Consider the following 18,658-nt stretch of genomic DNA (forward strand, 5'->3'; position numbering starts at 1 on the left):
CAGTCCAGGCCAACACCCCACCCCGACCCCGGCACCACCCCACCCCACGCAGCAAGCCCAGCGCCCAGGCCACCCCCAGCCCCGCCGGCGTTTGAGGCGACCGGGGCCGAGCCCCCGTTACACGCCGACCGGCGTGGACCGCCCCAGGTGGTCCAGGCGGCGGAGGATGACGCCTTCCCGGAGGGCCCAGGGGCAGATTTCCAGGGACTCGACGCCCAGGAGGTCCATCGCGCCCTCCGCCACCAGCGCACCGGCGAGCAGCTGGTTGGAGCGGCCCTCCGAGACGCCCGGGAGGGCGGACCGCTGGGCGGTGGTCATCGCCGCCAGGCGCGGGACCCATTCCTCCAGGGACTTCCGGGTCAGGTCCCGCTGGATGTAGAGGCCGTCCGCGGAGCGGGCCGCGCCCGCGATCCGGGCCAGCTGTTTGAAGGTCTTCGAGGTGGCCACCACCCGGTCCGGCGGCCCGAAGCGGCTGAACTCGCCGACCGTGCGGGCGATCTGGGCCCGTGCGTGACGCCGCAGCGCCCGGATGTCCGACTGGTCCGGCGGGTCGCCCGGGAGCCAGCCCGCCGTCAGGCGGCCCGCGCCCAGGGGGAGGGAGACGGCCGCGTCCGGGTCCTCGTCGATGCCGTACGCGATCTCCAGCGAGCCCCCGCCGATGTCGAGGAGCAGCAGCTTGCCCGCCGACCAGCCGAACCAGCGGCGGGCCGCGAGGAACGTCAGGCGGGCTTCGTCGTCGCCGCTGAGGACGGGCAGGTCCACGCCCGTCTCGGCCTTGACCCGGGCCAGGACCTCGTCGGCGTTCGTGGCTTCCCGTACCGCGCTCGTGGCGAAGGGGAGTACGTCTTCGCACCCCTTGTCCTCGGCGGCCTGCACGGCGTCCCCGATGACGGAAACCAGCCGCTCGACGCCCTCGGGCGTCACCGCGCCGTGTTCGTCGAGCAGCTCCGCCAGCCGCAGCTCCACCTTGTGCGAGTGCGCGGGCAGCGGGCGCGCACCGGGGTGCGCGTCCACCACCAGCAGATGGATCGTGTTCGAACCCACATCAAGGACACCGAGTCTCATGGGGGGAAACGCTACTGGTCCAAAGGCGTAGGGGTGGAGTAAGGGGCGCTTAGGCTGGGGTTTGTGCCAAATACGAAGAAGGCCAACAAGCCCAAGACCAAGGTCGCCAAGGCCGACAAGGCCGGTAAGCCCGCCAAGGGAGCCAAGGCCGCCGAGGCGGACGAGAAGGGGCTCGACTTTCCGCGGGCCTGGGTGGAGTTCCCCGACCCCGCCGACGAGGAGCAGGTCTTCCGCTGCGACCTGACCTGGCTCACTTCCCGCTGGACCTGCATCTTCGGCAGCGGCTGCCAGGGCATTCAGGCGGGCCGCGCGGACGACGGCTGCTGCACGCTCGGCGCGCACTTCTCCGACGAGGACGACGAGAAGCGGGTCGCCGAGAACGTGGCGCGGCTGACGCCGGAGCTGTGGCAGTTCCACGACGTCGGCAGCGAGACCGGCTGGACGCAGCACGACGACGACGGGGAGAAGCAGACCCGCCGCTGGGACGGCGCGTGCATCTTCCTGAACCGGCCCGGCTTCCCGGCCGGGGCCGGCTGTTCGCTGCACATCCTGGCGGTACGCGGCGGCCAGGAGCCGCTGGAGACCAAGCCGGACGTGTGCTGGCAGCTTCCGGTCCGGCGGACCTACGAGTGGATCGACCGGCCCGACGACACCCGCGTGCTGCAGGTGTCGATCGGCGAGTACGACCGGCGCGGCTGGGGTCCGGGCGGCCACGACCTGCACTGGTGGTGCACCTCGGCCACCTCCGCGCACGGCGCCGGCAAGCCGGTGTACGAGTCGTACCGCCCCGAGCTGACGGAGCTGATGGGCAAGGAGGCGTACGCGGAGCTCGTACGGCTCTGCGAGGCGCGGCTCTCCTCGCTGCTGCCGATGGCCCCGCACCCGGCCGATCCCGCACCCGGCCCCGCGGCGTAGCCCGTAGGAGGGCTACGGGGCCGGCGTCGGAGTCGGCCCCGGCGTGGCTCCGTCGGAGGGGCTCGGGGTCGGAGTCGGGGTGGGCGTCGGGGTGGGCGTGGGCGAGGGCTCCAGGGTCGGAGTCGGCGTCGGGGTGGGTGTCGGGGTCGGAGTCGGCGTCGGAGTGGGCTCCGGGCCGGGCGGGGTGGGTGCCGGGCGGCCCCGGCCCCGGATGGAGATCACCGCGCCGCCCGGGTCCACCCCGACCCGGGCGCTCCAGGCCCCTACGGGCTGGGCCGCGGAGTCCACGGTGATCCGTAGGGTGACCGATTCTCCTGGCGCCAGCCGGCCCGAGGTCGTACTGGCGCGCAGCCACGGGGCGTCGGACCACAGCCGCCAGTCGACCGGGGCGCCGCCCGACGCGGTGAGGGTGAGCAGGGTGGTCGCTCCGTGGGTGGAGGCGGCCACGGTCAGCCGGCCCGGGGCGCCAGGCGCGTCGGGTGCGGAGCTCGGCGGGGCGCCGCTGCTGATGACCTCCACGGAGACGTCGGGGGCCGCCTCGGACAGGGCGAAGTCGGGGCCGTCGGTGGCGACGGCGGCGTTGCCCGCGTTCTCGTAGGCCGTCAGCGGGCGGCCGTCGGTACGGGCCTGCGGGAGCTCCGCCTCGCTCGCGGAGATGCGCGTGGAGCCGTTGCCGACGGGTTCCCCGGTGCTGGGGACGCCCCGGTAGGCGGCCCACAGGGCCAGCACCGGGGCCGCGACGACGGTGGCGACGACCGTGGTGGTCACGGCGCGGGTGCGCAGCCGGTCGCGGCGGGCCGCACGGTCCTTGGGGTCCATCGGGAACCCGGTGCGGTCGAAGCGCGGGCCGGTTCCGGCGCCGCGGCGGCCGCCCGAGCGGAGCATCGCGGCGTGGACGGCGGTGCGCGGGGCCGCGACCAGCGGGAGGGCGGCGGTGTTGATGCCGCCCGAGCCGGGCCAGGGCCCTGCGGCGCCCACCCGTTCGGCGACCCGGCGGCAGCGCGGGCAGTCGTCGACGTGGCGGACGAGTTCGGCGCGCAGGGAGGAGGAGAGGAGCAGGTTGCCGTCTCCTCCGCCGTCCCCGTCGTCGCCGGTGAGCCGGGACACGGTCGGGCAGTTGCCCGTCTCCACGACGGCGAGGGCGGCCCGGGTGCGCTCCACCTCGCAGGCGGCGCCGGAGAGCAGCTCGCGGGCGGCGGCCGGGGGCGTACCGAGGACGGCGGCGAGTTCGGGGACGCCGAGGCGGTGGCGGACGGCGAGTTCGAGGGCCTCGCGCTGCTCGGGAGTGGTGCCGGCGGCCTCCGGCCAGGCGAGGCGGGCGAGCTCGGTGCGGCGGTAGGCGTACACGTCGAGGCTGCCGGGACCGCTGTGACCACCGTGGCCATCGGGGCCGTCGTGACTATCGGGACCGCCGTCGCCGGCCGCCGCGGCGTTCGCCGCCGCGTTCGCGTCGGCGCTCGCCGTCGCGGAATCCGGCGCACGGCCGGCGACGGTGTGCTCCGGTGCACGCCGGGCGGAATGCGCTCCCCCGTACCCGTGGCGCGTGCGCCGCCGCTCGGCGAGCCTGCGCAGGCAGGCCCAGCGGGCGAGGGCGTACAGCCAGGCCCGCCGGTCCCCCTCGTCGGGGCAGCGGCCGGGATGGCGGTCGGCCACGGCGAGGACGTCGCCGAGCACGTCGGTGGCGGTGTCGTGGTCGCACAGGACCGAGAGGCAGTACGTGAACAGCCCGTCCAGGTAGGGCTCGTACCGGAACGGTGGCGGCTGCTCCACCCTGGTCGCCTCGGGGGGCGTGCGCCCGTGCGCCCGGTGTGCGCCGGTGCGCGGAGCGGGGTGTCCCTGGTTGCTGCTGGTCACTCGGTGACCGTAGGCGGCGCGCCGGTGGCGCTCCGGAAGCCTTCACCAGTTTTAGCCCTTACGGGTGAACAGATCGGCGCCGTGCTGACGGCATCCCTGACGGTGCACGCCACGGCGTGTACGCCGCCACCGCCCGCGGACCGACGCGCGGACCGACGCGCGGACCGACGCGCGGGCCGTCGCGGGACCGCCTGGTGGCCGGTACGGGAAGGCCTGTCGGTGGCGGCGGCTACGGTGGGCCGCATGGCTGCCCGTACATCTCGTTCATCCGCCAAGGACCGGCCGTCCTACCGTTGTACCGAGTGCGGGTACTCCACCGCCAAGTGGCTGGGCCGGTGCCCCGAGTGCCAGGCCTGGGGCACCGTCGAGGAGCTCGGCGGCGCCCCCGCCGTGCGCACCACCGCGGCCGGCCGGGTCACCACGGCGGCCGTGCCGATCGGGCAGGTCGACGTCCGGACCGCGACCGCGCGCAGCACCGGCGTGGACGAGCTGGACCGGGTGCTGGGCGGCGGGCTGATCCCCGGCGCGGTCGTCCTGCTCGCGGGCGAGCCGGGCGTGGGCAAGTCCACGCTGCTGCTCGACGTCGCGGCGAAGGCGGCCTCCGACGAGCACCGCACCCTCTACGTCACCGGAGAGGAGTCGGCGAGCCAGGTGCGGCTGCGGGCCGAGCGGATCGGCGCGCTCAGCGACCACCTCTACCTCGCCGCCGAGACCGACCTGTCGGCCGTGCTCGGGCACCTGGACGCCGTGAAGCCCTCGCTGCTGATCATGGACTCCGTACAGACGGTGGCCTCCCCCGAGATCGACGGCGCGCCCGGCGGCATGGCGCAGGTCCGGGAAGTGGCGGGGGCGCTGATCCGGGCCTCCAAGGAGCGCGGGATGTCCACGCTGCTCGTCGGCCACGTCACCAAGGACGGGGCGATCGCCGGTCCCCGCCTGCTGGAGCACCTCGTCGACGTGGTGCTGAGCTTCGAGGGCGACCGGCACGCGCGGCTGCGCCTCGTGCGCGGGGTGAAGAACCGGTACGGCGCCACGGACGAGGTCGGCTGCTTCGAGCTGCACGACGAGGGCATCACCGGGCTCGCCGACCCGAGCGGGCTGTTCCTGACCCGCCGCACCGAGGCCGTACCCGGCACCTGCCTGACGGTGACCCTGGAGGGCAAGCGGCCCCTGGTCGCCGAGGTGCAGGCGCTGACGGTGGACTCGCAGATCCCCTCCCCGCGCCGCACCACCTCCGGGCTGGAGACCTCGCGCGTCTCGATGATGCTGGCGGTACTGGAGCAGCGCGGGCGGATCACGGCGCTGGGCAAGCGGGACATCTACACCGCGACCGTGGGCGGGGTGAAGCTGACCGAGCCGGCCGCCGACCTGGCCGTCGCGCTGGCGCTGGCCTCGGCGGCCAGCGACGTACCGCTCCCGAAGAACCTGGTGGCCATCGGGGAGGTCGGCCTCGCGGGCGAGGTCCGGCGCGTGACGGGCGTGCAGCGGCGGCTCGCCGAGGCGTTCCGGCTGGGCTTCACGCACGCGCTGGTGCCGGTGGACCCGGGGAAGGTGCCGGCGGGCATGAAGGTGACCGAGGTCGCCGACATGGGCGACGCCCTACGGGTGCTGCCGCGCGGGCGGTCGCGTACGTCGGCGAAGGACTCCAAGGAAGCCGCCACGGGCCAGTAGCACTCCCTGAGCACCCCGGCCGGCCCTCCGCAGCAGGTCAGCGGCCCCGGACGGGGTGCTCCCCGGCCCGTCCCGGCCAAGGCACGGCGGGGGCCGGGGCCGCGCCGGTAGACTTCGGGATGGTCCGCCCGGCCGTACGCAGGCGGTACATCCCGCGACCGGAGGAGTGCAGTGGCAGCCAAGGACGGGGCAGCAGCATCCGGGAAGTCGGGCGCGAGCTCCAAGCAGGACGCCATGATGCGCGCCTCACTGAGCGCGGTCGCACCTGGTCAGCCCCTACGTGACGGGCTCGAACGGATCGTTCGCGGCAACACCGGAGGGCTCATCGTCCTCGGCATGGACAAGTCCGTCGAGGCCATGTGCACGGGCGGTTTCGTCCTGGACGTGGAGTTCACCGCGACCCGGCTGCGCGAGCTGTGCAAGCTCGACGGCGCGCTGATCCTGGACAAGGACATCACCAAGATCCTGCGGGCGGGCGTCCAGCTGGTGCCCGACGCGTCGATCCACACCGAGGAGACCGGCACCCGGCACCGCACCGCGGACCGGGTCTCGAAGCAGTGCGGTTTCCCGGTGGTGTCGGTCTCGCAGTCGATGCGGCTGATCGCGCTGTACGTGGACGGCGAGCGGCGCGTGCTGGAGGAGTCCGGGGCGATCCTGTCGCGGGCGAACCAGGCGCTGGCCACGCTGGAGCGGTACAAGCTCCGCCTGGACGAGGTCGCCGGGACGCTGTCCGCGCTGGAGATCGAGGACCTGGTGACGGTCCGCGACGTCACGGCGGTGGCGCAGCGGCTGGAGATGGTGCGGCGCATCGCGACGGAGATCGCGGAGTACGTGGTGGAGCTCGGCACGGACGGCCGGCTGCTCTCCCTCCAGCTCGACGAGCTGACGGTCGGGATCGAGCAGGAGCGGGAGCTCGTCATCCGGGACTACGTGCCGGAGCCGACGGCGAAGCGTTCCCGCACGGTGGACGAGGCGCTGCCCGCGCTGGACGCGCTGACGCATCCGGAGCTGCTGGAGCTGGCGATCGTGGCGAAGGCCCTGGGGTACACGGGCTCGCCCGAGACCCTGGACTCGGCGGTGTCCCCGCGCGGGTACCGGCTGCTGGCGAAGGTGCCGCGGCTGCCCGGGGCGATCATCGAGCGGCTGGTGGAGCACTTCGGCGGACTGCAGAAGCTGCTCGCCGCCTCGGTGGACGACCTCCAGACGGTCGACGGCGTCGGCGAGGCGCGTGCGCGCAGCGTGCGCGAGGGGCTCTCGCGGCTGGCGGAGTCCTCCATCCTGGAGCGGTACGTCTAGCCTGCGGCCCGGCTCCGCGGGGTTGCGGCCGCGCGCCGCTCCCGGGCTCCGCCCCGGACCCCGCTCCTCAAACGCCGGAGGGGCTGAATTTGCCTGCGGGCAATCCAGCCCCTCCGGGGACTCCTACTCCGGCTTCAGCACGAACGAGGTCCGCGCCACCGGCATGCCCGGGGACTTGACCTCGACCACGTACGTGTCCGCCGCCGCCACCCCCGCCGGAGGCGTCTGGCACTGGGTGGCCTCGCTGAAGTGGCGGTCCCAGTCCAGGGCTTGCTTGGTCTCGCCCTGCGAGGGCACCCGGTAGAACACGTTGGCCGCGCCCGCCGGGCAGTCCGCCGAGGACCAGACCGGCTTGGCGTTGCTCGCCTGAGTGATCGTCAGCACGGCTTGCTTCGGGCCGAGATCGACCTTGCAGGTCGTGCCCGAGACGTTGCGCGCGATGAGTTCGAGGCGCGGCTTCTCGCTCGCCTCGTACTCGTTCTTCACGCTCTTGACCTCCCACTGCAGCGCACCCGGCGCGCACGTGGGCACCGGCGAGTCCGCCGGGACGACCTGGCCCGCGCCGTTGCCGCCGGAGCCTTCCGTCCCGCCCTGGCCGGCCGTGCCGGTCCCGGAGCCCGGTTCGCCGTTCTTGCCCGTGCCGGGGCTCGCACCGGGGTCGGAGCCCGTGCCGGTGCCGGTGCCCGCGGTGGAGCCGCCGCCCGAGCCCGATCCGCCGCGCCCGCCCGGGGCCTGACTGATCGCCGGACCGGATCCCGAGGGTCCGGGGGTGATTTGGGTGACGGGACCGGAGCCGCCCTGGCCCTTGCCGTTGGTACTCGACTTGCCCGCACCGGAACTGACGGTCCATACGGCGAGCATCGCGAGGAGCGCGGCAACGGACGCCAGCACGGCCCTCCGTCGCCAGTAGATGGAGGAGGGGAGCGGCCCGACCGGATTGCGCAGAGATCCCACGGACGGAACCTTACGAGAGTTCGGGGCGCGATCCGTGCCCACATGCCGCGCAGACGGCTTGTTTTGCCGATGATCATCCCGCGGGGTGATCTGAGACGCGCGAGACTGATGAGGACGTTATTCCGATTTAGGTACCTTCAGTCACCATGGACAGCTCCGGCCTCTACCTCGACGTCACCGACTTCGCCCACTCGACCCCCGGCTGGGTGCAATCGGCGCTCGAGATCTGGACGGAGTACGGGCTGCTCGCCTTCGGCGCCCTCTTCATAGCCGTGTGGTGGCGCTCGCGCGGCGCCCGCGACCCCCGCACGGTGGCGCTCGCGGTGCTCGCCCCCTTCGTCACCGCCCTGGCCTACGTCGCCTCCGAGCTGGTGAAGTCCAGCGTCGACGAGGAGCGCCCCTGCCGGGCCGTCGCCGGGGCGGCGGCCTCGCTGATCAAGTGCCCGGCCACCGGCGACTGGTCCTTCCCCAGCAATCACGCCACCATCGCGGGCGCCGCGGCGGTGGCCCTGGCACTGGCGGTGCGGGGGCTCGCCCTGCTGACCCTGCCGCTGGCCCTGCTGATGGCCTTCTCCCGCGTCTTCGTCGGCGTCCACTACCCGCACGACGTGGCCATGGGCCTGCTGCTCGGCGCGAGCCTCGCCGCGCTCGCCGCCCTCGCCCTCGCCGGGCCCGCGACCAGGGTCGTCTCCGCCGTCCGGGCGAGCGGCAGCCGTACCGCCGTCCTGATCACCGGACCCGACCCCGCCCGCTGAGACCCGTACGGGTCGCGCCGCCGGGGAGCGACACGAGGTCCCCGGGCCCGAAACGTGCCAGGATGCCGTCTGCCATGACTGCAACCATTCCCACCACCGCGCTGCACTCCCCCGTCATCGCGTGGTTCGAAGCCCACGCCCGCGACCTGCCCTGGCGCCGCCCCGAGGCCGGCCCCTGGGGGGTGATGGTCAGCGAGTTCATGCTCCAGCAGACCCCCGTCAACCGGGTCCTGCCGGTCTACGAGCAGTGGCTCGCCCGCTGGCCCCGGCCCGCCGACCTCGCCGCCGACGCCCCGGGCGAGGCCGTACGCGCCTGGGGCCGCCTCGGTTATCCGCGCCGGGCCCTGCGCCTGCACGGCGCGGCCGTCGCCATAACGGAGCGGCACGGGGGCGACGTACCGCGCGAGCACGCCCATTTGCTGGCCCTGCCCGGGATCGGCGAGTACACGGCGGCGGCCGTGGCCTCCTTCGCTTACGGGCAGCGGCACGCGGTCCTCGACACGAACGTGCGCCGGGTCTTCGCCCGGACCGCGACCGGGGTCGAGTACCCGCCGAACGCCACGACCGCCGCCGAGCGCCGCCTGGCGCGGGCCCTGCTGCCCGCGGACGAGGACACCGCGGCCCGCTGGGCGGCGGCCTCCATGGAGCTCGGGGCGCTGGTGTGCACGGCCAAGAGCCCGGACTGCGGGAGCTGCCCGGTGTCCGGGCTGTGCGCGTGGCGGCTGGCCGGCAAGCCACCGCACGAGGGACCGCCGCGGCGCGGGCAGACGTACGCCGGGACGGACCGGCAGGTGCGCGGCAGACTCCTCGCGGTGCTCCGCGAGGCGGTCGGCGCCGTGCCGCAGTCCCTCCTCGACACCGTCTGGGAGGAGCCCGTACAGCGGGCCCGCGCGCTCGACGGGCTGGTCTCGGACGGGCTCGTGGAACCGCTGCCGGGCCTCATGTACCGGCTTCCGGCCGGGCCCCCGAAGGCCGGTCCCGAGGCCGCCCCCGGCCGTACCCCCGAAGCCTCCTGAGGCTGACTCAGACATTCCGTTTGTCCGGGGAAACCGCAGCTCACGGACGCTGTTACATAACCTATGGGTGTCCGTGCGCCCACCGAAGGCTGACCCGCACAGGGCCGTGACAACGCCTCCGTACCGTCGAATCCGTAAGGCAGCGGTTCAGCGGTTGGTCGGAACGGAGGCGGTCTGAGATGGCGCACGGCGAGGTACTCGAATTCGAAGAGTACGTACGCACCCGGCAGGACGCGCTGCTGCGCAGTGCCCGTCGCCTGGTTCCGGACCCGACGGACGCGCAGGACCTCCTGCAGACCGCCCTCGTGCGCACCTACGGCCGCTGGGACGGCATCGCCGACAAATCCCTCGCCGACGCCTACCTGCGCCGTGTCATGATCAACACCCGCACCGAATGGTGGCGGGCCCGCAAGCTCGAAGAGGTTCCCACCGAGCAGCTCCCCGACGCATCCGTCGAGGACGGCTCGGACCAGCGCGCCGACCGCGCCCTGCTCATGGACATCCTCAAGGTGCTCGCGCCCAAGCAGCGCAGTGTGGTGGTGCTGCGACACTGGGAGCAGATGAGCACCGAGGAGACGGCAGCGGCGCTCGGCATGTCGGCGGGAACCGTGAAGAGCACTCTGCACCGCGCACTGGCCCGGCTCCGCCAGGAACTGGAGAGCCGGGACCTGGACATGCGGGCGCTGGAGCGCGGTGACCACACCATCCGGTACGAGGGGCGTGAGCGGTGCGCGGCCTGATTGGCCAAAGACTGAGCGGCAGGAGCTCGGTGGTACTGATGTCGGCGGGGACGGTCGTCCTCGTCGGCACCGTGCTGTTCGCGGTCGGCTGCTCGACGGGGGGCACGGGGCTGCGGGACGGCGGCCCGGCCCGCACCGAGTCGGTGGCCAAGACCGGAGCCGCCTCCTCCGTGCCCTCGGAGCACGACGCGGGCACCGCCGCCCCGGTGGTCCCGAAGGCCTCCGGCAAGCCGGGGCCCAAGGTCGACCCGATCGCCCTGATCAAGGCGGACCCCAAGATCAGCGCGGACATCAAGCGGGACCTGAAGCCCTGCTCGGGCAAGGAGTACCCGGTGGACGTGAGCTACGGGAAGGTCACCGGCGGCCCGGAGGTCGACATCGTGGTCAACGTCCTGTCCTGCGCCGATGCGCTGGGCCGCGGTTCGTTCGTGTACCGCGCGGACGGGGCCTCGTACGAGAATGTCTTCTCGGACGAGCAGCCGCCCGTCTACGCGGAGATCGACCGGGGCGACCTGGTCGTCACCAAGCCGGTCTACGGGAAGAGCGACGCGCTCTCCTACCCCTCCGGCGAGGACCTGATCACCTACCGCTGGAACGGTGAACGGTTCACCGAGCAGGACCGGGTGCACACCGACTACAGCAACGTGGTCGACGGCGGGACGCTCCCCGCGCCGGCGGTCAGCCCGAAGAGCTGACCGCGAGACGGCGAGAAGAGCAAGAAGACAAGAAGAGCTGACCGTACGAAGACCGAGCATCCGAAGAACCGAGCAACGAGTACCGAGGCGAGGCGAGGCTCCCGATGGCCGAGACCCATGTGCTGTTCGTGGAGGACGACGACGTCATCCGCGAGGCCACGACCCTGGCGCTGGAACGCGACGGGTTCGTGGTCACGGCCATGCCCGACGGGCTGTCCGGTCTGGAGTCCTTCCGGGCGGACCGGCCCGACATCGCACTGCTCGACGTCATGGTGCCCGGGATGGACGGGGTGAGCCTGTGCCGCCGCATCCGCGACGAGTCCACCGTTCCCGTCATCATGCTGTCCGCGCGCGCCGACTCCATCGACGTGGTCCTGGGCCTGGAGGCGGGCGCCGACGACTACGTCACCAAGCCCTTCGACGGCTCCGTCCTCGTCGCCCGCATCCGCGCCGTGCTCCGCCGCTTCGGCCACGCGGGCGGTCCGCAGGGGGGCGGGAGCGAGGAGGACGACTCCGGCGAGCGCGGGGTCCTGCTCTTCGGCGACCTGGAGGTCGACACGGAGGGCATGGAGGTGCGCAAGGCCGGCGTCTCGGTGGCCCTGACCCCCACCGAGATGCGGCTGCTGCTGGAGTTCTCCACCTCCCCCGGCACCGTGCTCTCGCGCGACCGGCTGCTGGAGCGGGTCTGGGACTACGACTGGGGCGGCGACACCCGCGTCGTGGACGTCCACGTCCAGCGGCTGCGCACCAAGATCGGGCAGGACCGGATCGAGACGGTCCGGGGATTCGGATACAAGCTCAAGGCCTGATGCCTTGAAGGGAACGAGCACGGGGGACGAGCGCGGGATGCACGACGAGCCCGGGAACGAAACGGGAATGAAAGCTGAATGAAGCGGTTCACCCTGCGGACCGGGATCCGCTGGAAGATCACGCTCGCCATCGCGTCCGTGGGCGCGCTGACCGCCATCGCCCTGAGCCTGGTGGTCCACAGTGCTGCCCGCGTATCGATGCTGGAAAGCGCGCGCGAGGTGCAGCTCGACCGGGTGCAGTTCATCTCCCGCAACGCCGAGGCCGGCCGCAAGCCCCCCATGGGCGCCAAGCTCAACGACCCCGACCTGCCCGGTGAGCTGCGCGAGAAGGCCCGGTCCGGGCGGCGCGGCACCTACATCCAGGACAACCCGCACGGCCTCCCCGAGGTGTGGGCGGCCGTACCGCTCGGCAACGGGCAGGTGCTGTCGCTGCACACGCAGTTCCGGGAGAGCGCCAACATGGTGCGCGACCTGGACCGGGCCCTCGTCATCGGCTCCCTGGCCGTGGTGGTCGGCGGATCGGCGCTCGGCGTGCTGATCGGCGGCCAGATCTCGCGCCGGCTGCGCAAGGCCGCGGCCGCCGCACAGCGCGTGGCGCACGGGGATCCCGAGGTACGGGTGCGGGACGCGGTCGGAGGCGTCGTACGCGACGAGACCGACGACCTCGCGCGGGCGGTCGACGCGATGGCGGACGCGCTCCAGCAGCGGCTGGAGGCGGAGCGGCGGGTGACCGCCGACATCGCGCACGAACTGCGCACCCCGGTGACGGGCCTGCTCACGGCCGCGGAACTGCTGCCCCCGGGCCGGCCGACCGAGCTCGTACGGGACCGGGCGCAGGCACTGCGGGCGCTGGTCGAGGACGTACTGGAGGTGGCCCGGCTGGACAGCGCGTCCGAGCGGGCCGAGCTCCAGGAGGTGGCGCTGGGCGAGTTCGTGCAGCGCCGGGTGAACTCGCTGATGCCTGAGGCGAGCGTACGGATCGTCGCGGACGAGATCGTCAGCACCGATCCGCGCCGCCTGGAGCGGATCCTCGGCAACCTCCTCGCCAATGCCGCGCGGTACGGGCGGGCGCCGGTCCAGGTCGATGTCGAAGGCCGGGTCGTACGGGTCCGCGACCACGGGCCGGGCTTCCCCGAGGCCCTGCTCCGGGAGGGCCCGAGCCGCTTCCGGACCGGGTCCACGGACCGGGCCGGGGTCGGGCACGGGCTGGGGCTGACCATCGCGGAGGGGCAGGCGCGGGTGCTGGGCGCCCGGCTGACGTTCCGCAACGTGGCGGCCCCCGGCGGCTTCGTCCAGGGCGGCTCGGCGGCGGGCGCGGTGGCCGTGCTGTGGCTGCCGGAACACGCGCCGACGGCGACGGGGAGCTTCCCTGTGCTGCGCCGGGAGGGCTGAGTCGGTCCGGGCGGGGCGCGGGTGGCTGTTCGATTGCGGACGCCGATGTTTTAGCATCCGAACCATGACTGACGGTACGGACCACCCGAACAGCCCCCCGCCCGAGCCCGCCCCGGAGAGCGGCGGCTACGGGTTCCCGCCGGGTATACCCGCGCCGGGAGGCTACGGGTTCCCGCCCGGCCGTCCCGCCCCGTACGACCAGCCCGCGCCCGACGGCGGGTACGGCTACCCGCAGGGCCGGCCCGACCAGGGCGCGCCCGGCGAGGGCCACGGCTACGGATACCCGCAGGCCGGCGGCTACGGCTACCCGCCGGGCCCGCCCGCGCCCGGCACCTTCGGCCCCCCGATGCCGTTCCCCGAGGAGCCCGGCCCGGCCGGACCGCCCGGACCCGGCCAGGGTCTGCCGGCCGCGCCCTTCGGCGAGCAGCCGGACTGGGAGGCGATGGCGGACCGGTCGGCGACCGAGCGGCGCAAGAAGCGGCTGTGGATGATCGGCGGAGCGGTGACCGTGCTCCTGCTGCTCGCCGGCGGCGGAGCGTTCGTCCTGCTGAAGCCCGCCGAGCCGGGCGGCGGCGGCAAGAACGACGTCGCCGACAACGCACCCTCCGCGTCTGCGCCCGCGTCCGGATCCCCCGACCCCGCCGCGTCCCCCTCGAAGTCCTACTCCCCCACCGTCGCGAGCGACCCCGCGCTGCTCCGCGACAGCGTCGGCAAGACCAACGTGCGCATGGGCCCCGAGGCCACGGTGCCCAAGGTGGGCGCGCGCCACGAGCTCACCCTCAAGGGCACCCCGAACTCGTACGCCCAGGGCACCGAGGCGGCCGTGGACACCACGAAGAGCTTCTCGCTCTCGGCGCGCGTCAGGAACACGTCCGCGGCGAAGGGCGCGCACATCATCATGAGCCAGGGCAGCGGGGCGACGTTCTCGTTCGAGCTGGGCTCCGACACGGTGAACGACAAGCAGGCCTGGGTGTTCCGGGTACGGACCAACGCGCAGGGCGCGGCTCCCACGATGGTGACCGTGGCCGCCGAGGGGCTCAAGACGGTCAAGGCCTGGACCGTGCTGACGGCCGTCCACGACGCCGAGAAGAAGATGATCTACCTCTACGTGGAGGGCAAGAAGACGGGCGAGGCCGCGGTCCCGGGGATCTGGCAGGGCTCGGGCCCCTTGCAGCTGGGCCGGGCCCGCCACCAGGACGCGTGGGGCGGTGCCTGGACGGGCTCCATCAACTACATCCGGTTCTACGGATCGGCCTTCACCCCCGAGCAGGCCGCCGCCTACCGCAAGGGCGAGCTGGACGCCGGCGCCCGCGCCACCGGCACCCACGCCTGGGTGACGGGCTGACGGGCTGACGGGCTGACCGAACTGCGGCCGGTCGGACTGCGGCCGGTCAGCCGGCCGTGGGTCAGACGGTGACGCCGACCGTCCGCAGGAAGGACACCGGGTTCACGGCCGAGCCGTAGTTCGGGGTGGTCCGGATCTCGAAGTGGAGGTGCGGGCCGCTGGAGTTGCCGGTGTTGCCGGAGAGCGCGATCTGCTCGCCCTTGGAGACCTTCTCGCCGATCTTGACCTGGATCTTCGAGAGGTGCGCGTACTGGGAGTACGTGTTGTTCGCGTGCTTGATCACGATGGCGTTGCCGTAGGCCGGGCCGTCGCCGCCGCCGTTGGGGCCGGCCTTGACCACGGTGCCCGCGGAGACGGCGTCGACCTGGGTGCCGACCGGGACGGCGAAGTCCTGGCCGGAGTGCTTGTGCGACCACATGGTGCCGCCCTTGCCGAAGGTCGCGGAGAGCGTGTACTTCGACACCGGCTTCTCCCACAGGGCGGCCTGCGCCTTGAGGGCGGCGCTCTGGGCGGCGGCCTGCTCGGCGACGAGCTCGACCGTGCCGGTCAGCTCGGCCTGGGGCACCTCGTCGGCGAAGGCGGCGGTCGTCCCGGCACCGAGGGCCAGGGCCGCGCCGAGGGCGGTGGCGCCGATGGCGATACGGGTACGACGGATGCTGACGCGCTTCGCGGACATGAAGGAAACCTCCGGGCCGGGGACGGGGACGGTGCTGCGGGCACTGCGGGGCACTGCGGGTGTTGCGGGGTGCTGCGGTTCTTGCGGGGTGCTGCGGGTCTTGCGGGGTGCTGCGGGTCTTGCGGGTGCTTCGGGCAAGAAAGGACCCGGCACGCTGAGCGGGTGCCGGGCTTGCTTGCTCATCCTTGGTAACCCGGGCACCCCGGCTTCCCCAAACCTCCCCGGTACTACCCGGACTCGTAGATGCAGAGGGGGCTGTCAGCCCTGTTGACCGCCTCCCCACTGGCCCAGCGGTGGGGCAAATCGGACGTCGATCTCTACGAATGCTCCTAGTAGGTCCGATTTGCCCTGTGCGGCTTGTCACCGGCGCGGGACCTCCGCCCGCCCCCCGCCGGGACCAAAGCCCTGCGACCGGCGTCACACCGGAAGTACGCTCCGGCTCGTGGACGCATCCGTGGCGGGGATCCGGCTGGCCTCGGGGGTCGTGACCCCCCTCGTGAAGAAGCTCTTCCGCGCTGAAGGGGCGGGCGCGGGCCTCGTGGACCGGCCCGTACGGATCTCCTCGTACGTCTCCCTGCGCGAGCAGCGCACCCTCTCCCGGGACGACCTGCGCCGGCTGGCCGGCAAGCTCGTCGAGGAGGCCTTACGGGCCCCCGGCGAGGCGCCCCTGCCGCCGGGCCAGGAGGCGGGCGTCGCGGCCGCCCTGGCCGTCACCCTGCACTCCCTCGGGGACCTGGCCCTGGAAGACGCCCAGGCGGTCGAGATGGGCGCCCGGGCCTTCGCCGCCGAACTGCGCGGGGCGGCGCCGGCCACGGGCCTGGGCCGGGACGCCGGGCTCTTCCACGACCGGCTGCTGGAAACCACCTGCCTGCACATCCTGCACTTCTTCACGACCCGCTCCACCTACATCCCGTCGGCCCTGGTCGAGCAGGCCCGCCGCCAGGCCGAGACCATCGCCAAGATCGACGCCCTGCTCGCCCGGATCCCCCGCCAGGACGGCCGCGACACCGAGTTCGAGGCCGGGTACCGGGAGTACCTCGTCAAACGCCACGGCAGCCTGACGATCTTCGGGCTCGACCTGCCCCCGGGCTCCGCGCGCTGGCCGCTGGACGTGGCGTACGTGACCCTGCAGGCGGCCCCCCGCTCCCGCCGCACCGGCGGCGAGGGCAGCGCCACGATCCCGGCACCCGTGGCACCCGGCCCGTCCCCCGCCCTCAGCACCGAGGACGTACTGGCCTTCGAGCCCCGCGTCCTGCTCCGCGGCGAGGCCGGATCCGGCAAGACCACCCTGATCCAGTGGCTGGCCGTCTCCACCGCCCGGGACGAGCCGGAGGGCGGCCTGATCCCCTTCGTGCTGCCCCTGCGGAACCTGACCCGCTACGGGGAGCGCCTGCCCGCCCCCGAGGACTTTCTGATCGCCACCGCCCTGAAGGGCCGGGCCCCCGAGGGGTGGGAGAGCCGGGTCCTGGGCGCGGGGCGGGGCCTGGTCCTGGTGGACGGCATCGACGAGATCCCGAGGGGGGAGCGGGACCGGGCCCGCGACTGGCTCACCGATCTGCTCACCGCCTACCCCGGCAACCGCTGGCTGGTCACCTCCCGGCCCTCGGCCGTCCGGCAGGACTGGCTCGCCTCGGAGGAGTTCGCCGAGCTGACCCTCGCTCCCATGAACCGGGCCGACGTGGCCGCCTTCGTCACCCGCTGGCACCGGGCCGCCGAGGCCGGCGAAGAGCTCCGCGAGCAGCTCCTGGGGTCCCTGCGCACCAAGCCGGAGCTGGCCCGCCTCGCCACCAACCCGCTGCTGTGCGGGCTGATCTGCGCCCTGCACCGCGAACGCCGGGGCTTCCTGCCCTCGGGCCGCAAGGAGCTCTACACCGCCGCCCTGTCGATGCTGCTGCACCGCCGCGACCGGGAGCGGGAGCTGCGCCTGCCGGACCTCGCCGAGGAACCGCAGCTCCAGCTGCTCCAGCGGCTCGCGTACTGGCTGATCCGCAACGGCCGCACCCAGATCTCCCGGAAGCGGGCCGAGGACCTCATCGGCGGCGCACTGCCCGCCGTACAGGCCGCGCAGGTGCTCGGCGAGGCCCCGGCCGTACTACGGCACTTCCTGGAGCGGACCGGACTCCTGCGCGCGCCCACGGAAGACACCCTGGAGTTCGTCCACCGCACCTTCCAGGACTTCCTCGGGGCCCGGGCCGCCCTGGACGAGGGCGGTCTCGGGGAGCTGACCCGGCACGCGGACGACGACCAGTGGGAGGACGTCATCCGCATGGCGGTCGCCCAGGGCCGCCCCCACGACCGCGCGGCGATCATCGGCGACCTGCTGGTCCGCGACTCCGACCGCTCGGTCCTGCTGGCCCTCGCGTCGCTGGAGTACGCCGCCGAGCTGGACCCCGAACTGCGCAAGGAGGTCAGGGCGGCCGCCCGCCGGCTCATTCCGCCGCGGAACGACGAGGCCGCGTACGCGCTCGGCCGGATCGGGCCGCTGATCCTGGACCTGCTGCCCCACGAAGCGGAGATCCACCGCCACGCCCGCCGCTTCTTGATCGCGGCCGCGGAGACCAATTCCGAGGCGGCCATCGGATACCTCGCCGACTACTGCCTCCACCCCAACGAGCAGGTCCGCGAGACGCTGACCCGGCTCTGGGAACGGTTCGACACCGATCACTACGCGGCCGAGGTGCTCGCGCGCATGGTCCCGCCGCCCACCGGTCTCCACGTCGGATCGGATTCCGCCCTCGCAGCCCTGAAGCGCTTCACGGGCCCGCCCGACCTGTCCATCGGCCGCTCGGTGACCCGGGACGCCCTGACGCGCTTCCTCGCCCGCCAGCCGGTGGCGGGCCTGCGCCTGCCCGACCTCGGCGGCGGCGACCTCGGCTTCCTGCGCGGCCACGCCTCCCTGCGCCGACTCACCATCGGGCCCTGGCCCGCGCTGCTCGACCTGAGCGCGCTGTACGGGCTCCCCCTGGAGGAGGTGGCCCTCGGCATCGGCGTCGACGTGCCCCTCGGCCCCGCCCTGGCCTCCTGGACCCGGTTGCGCGAGCTCAGGCTGGCCGCGGGACACCGCGCCTGGTCCTTCACCGACTTCGCCCCCGAAGCACGCCCGGAGGTGATCGACGTGGCCGACGCGGACCCGGAACTGGCGGGCCTCGGGCGGCTGGACAGCCTGCGCGCCCTGCTCCTCGGGGAGGACTGGGGCCCCGGCGGGAAGGGCGCGTGGGCGGAACTCTCGGCACTGCGGGGCCTGCGGGAGCTGACCTTACCCGCCCGGGTGACAGCCGATCTCGCCGCGCACGCGCACCTTCCCGCCCTCAGGACCCTCACGGCGCACGCCGTCGGCGGGTGGTGGGAGGGGTCCGCCAGGACACGGGCGGCCCACCGGTTCCCGGAGGCGGAGCTGCGGACGCTGGCGTCCGACGTGTACGAGGGCTGACCGGCGGCGGCGCACGCCGAAGGGGCGGCCCCGGAACCGGTCGGT

The 18,658-nt window shown here is 73.6% G+C and carries 15 protein-coding genes; 11 read left to right on the forward strand and 4 right to left on the reverse strand.

Annotation, left to right across the window (positions count from 1 at the left end):
* Window positions 1-117: 117 nt before the first annotated feature.
* Window positions 118-1,065 (reverse strand): Ppx/GppA family phosphatase, encoded by a 948-nt coding sequence (locus ACFWNV_RS34200; protein WP_383954624.1) that lies wholly within the window; start codon window positions 1,063-1,065, stop codon window positions 118-120.
* A gap of 63 nt (window positions 1,066-1,128) precedes the next feature.
* On the opposite strand from ACFWNV_RS34200, the gene ACFWNV_RS34205 reads away from it, so the two are divergent.
* Window positions 1,129-1,980 carry a hypothetical protein gene (locus ACFWNV_RS34205; RefSeq protein WP_383954626.1) on the forward strand — a complete coding sequence of 284 codons (852 nt, stop codon included), beginning with the start codon at window positions 1,129-1,131 and terminating at the stop codon, window positions 1,978-1,980.
* 12 nt (window positions 1,981-1,992) lie between these two features.
* On the opposite strand, the gene ACFWNV_RS34210 is transcribed toward ACFWNV_RS34205, so the two are convergent.
* Window positions 1,993-3,834, reverse strand: coding sequence for a hypothetical protein (locus ACFWNV_RS34210; RefSeq protein WP_383954628.1), 1,842 nt, complete (start codon window positions 3,832-3,834; stop codon window positions 1,993-1,995).
* 243 nt (window positions 3,835-4,077) lie between these two features.
* Here ACFWNV_RS34210 and radA point away from each other — a divergent pair, with 243 nt between their 5' ends.
* Together radA and disA are read left to right on the forward strand one after the other, a co-directional pair.
* Window positions 4,078-5,505, forward strand: a complete 1,428-nt coding sequence (gene radA, locus ACFWNV_RS34215; RefSeq protein ID WP_383954630.1) for a DNA repair protein RadA — start codon at window positions 4,078-4,080, stop codon at window positions 5,503-5,505.
* Between the two features lie 171 nt (window positions 5,506-5,676).
* The gene (gene disA / locus ACFWNV_RS34220) at window positions 5,677-6,801 is read left to right on the forward strand and encodes a DNA integrity scanning diadenylate cyclase DisA (RefSeq protein ID WP_383954632.1); all 1,125 of its coding nucleotides are present in this window, start codon (window positions 5,677-5,679) and stop codon (window positions 6,799-6,801) included.
* A gap of 123 nt (window positions 6,802-6,924) precedes the next feature.
* Here the strand turns inward: disA and ACFWNV_RS34225 are convergent, their stop codons facing one another.
* Window positions 6,925-7,755 (reverse strand): hypothetical protein, encoded by an 831-nt coding sequence (locus ACFWNV_RS34225; RefSeq protein WP_383954634.1) that lies wholly within the window; start codon window positions 7,753-7,755, stop codon window positions 6,925-6,927.
* Between the two features lie 146 nt (window positions 7,756-7,901).
* Here ACFWNV_RS34225 and ACFWNV_RS34230 point away from each other — a divergent pair, with 146 nt between their 5' ends.
* The 7 genes from ACFWNV_RS34230 to ACFWNV_RS34260 all read left to right on the forward strand — a co-directional run bounded on the left by ACFWNV_RS34230 (window position 7,902) and on the right by ACFWNV_RS34260 (window position 14,507).
* A complete protein-coding gene (locus ACFWNV_RS34230; protein ID WP_383954636.1) occupies window positions 7,902-8,510 on the forward strand; it encodes a phosphatase PAP2 family protein in 609 nt (202 codons plus the stop codon).
* Window positions 8,511-8,584: 74 nt separating this feature from the next.
* Window positions 8,585-9,526 carry an A/G-specific adenine glycosylase gene (locus tag ACFWNV_RS34235; RefSeq protein WP_383954638.1) on the forward strand — a complete coding sequence of 314 codons (942 nt, stop codon included), beginning with the start codon at window positions 8,585-8,587 and terminating at the stop codon, window positions 9,524-9,526.
* A 179-nt stretch (window positions 9,527-9,705) separates the two neighbouring features.
* A complete protein-coding gene (locus tag ACFWNV_RS34240; RefSeq protein ID WP_069920779.1) occupies window positions 9,706-10,266 on the forward strand; it encodes a SigE family RNA polymerase sigma factor in 561 nt (186 codons plus the stop codon).
* 38 nt (window positions 10,267-10,304) lie between these two features.
* Window positions 10,305-10,961, forward strand: a complete 657-nt coding sequence (locus ACFWNV_RS34245) for a hypothetical protein (RefSeq protein WP_383954641.1) — start codon at window positions 10,305-10,307, stop codon at window positions 10,959-10,961.
* A gap of 104 nt (window positions 10,962-11,065) precedes the next feature.
* Window positions 11,066-11,770, forward strand: coding sequence for a two-component system response regulator CseB (gene cseB, locus ACFWNV_RS34250; RefSeq protein ID WP_383954643.1), 705 nt, complete (start codon window positions 11,066-11,068; stop codon window positions 11,768-11,770).
* Window positions 11,771-11,848: 78 nt separating this feature from the next.
* Window positions 11,849-13,162, forward strand: coding sequence for a two-component system sensor histidine kinase CseC (gene cseC / locus ACFWNV_RS34255; RefSeq protein ID WP_383954645.1), 1,314 nt, complete (start codon window positions 11,849-11,851; stop codon window positions 13,160-13,162).
* Window positions 13,163-13,226: 64 nt separating this feature from the next.
* Window positions 13,227-14,507, forward strand: coding sequence for a LamG-like jellyroll fold domain-containing protein (locus ACFWNV_RS34260; RefSeq protein WP_383954647.1), 1,281 nt, complete (start codon window positions 13,227-13,229; stop codon window positions 14,505-14,507).
* Between the two features lie 61 nt (window positions 14,508-14,568).
* Here the strand turns inward: ACFWNV_RS34260 and ACFWNV_RS34265 are convergent, their stop codons facing one another.
* Window positions 14,569-15,183, reverse strand: a complete 615-nt coding sequence (locus ACFWNV_RS34265; protein ID WP_383954649.1) for a M23 family metallopeptidase — start codon at window positions 15,181-15,183, stop codon at window positions 14,569-14,571.
* 442 nt (window positions 15,184-15,625) lie between these two features.
* Here ACFWNV_RS34265 and ACFWNV_RS34270 point away from each other — a divergent pair, with 442 nt between their 5' ends.
* Window positions 15,626-18,613 carry an NACHT domain-containing protein gene (locus tag ACFWNV_RS34270; protein ID WP_383954651.1) on the forward strand — a complete coding sequence of 996 codons (2,988 nt, stop codon included), beginning with the start codon at window positions 15,626-15,628 and terminating at the stop codon, window positions 18,611-18,613.
* Window positions 18,614-18,658 lie beyond the last annotated feature (45 nt).

Source organism: Streptomyces sp. NPDC058401 (assembly GCF_042722885.1).
Taxonomy (GTDB): Bacteria; Actinomycetota; Actinomycetes; order Streptomycetales; family Streptomycetaceae; genus Streptomyces.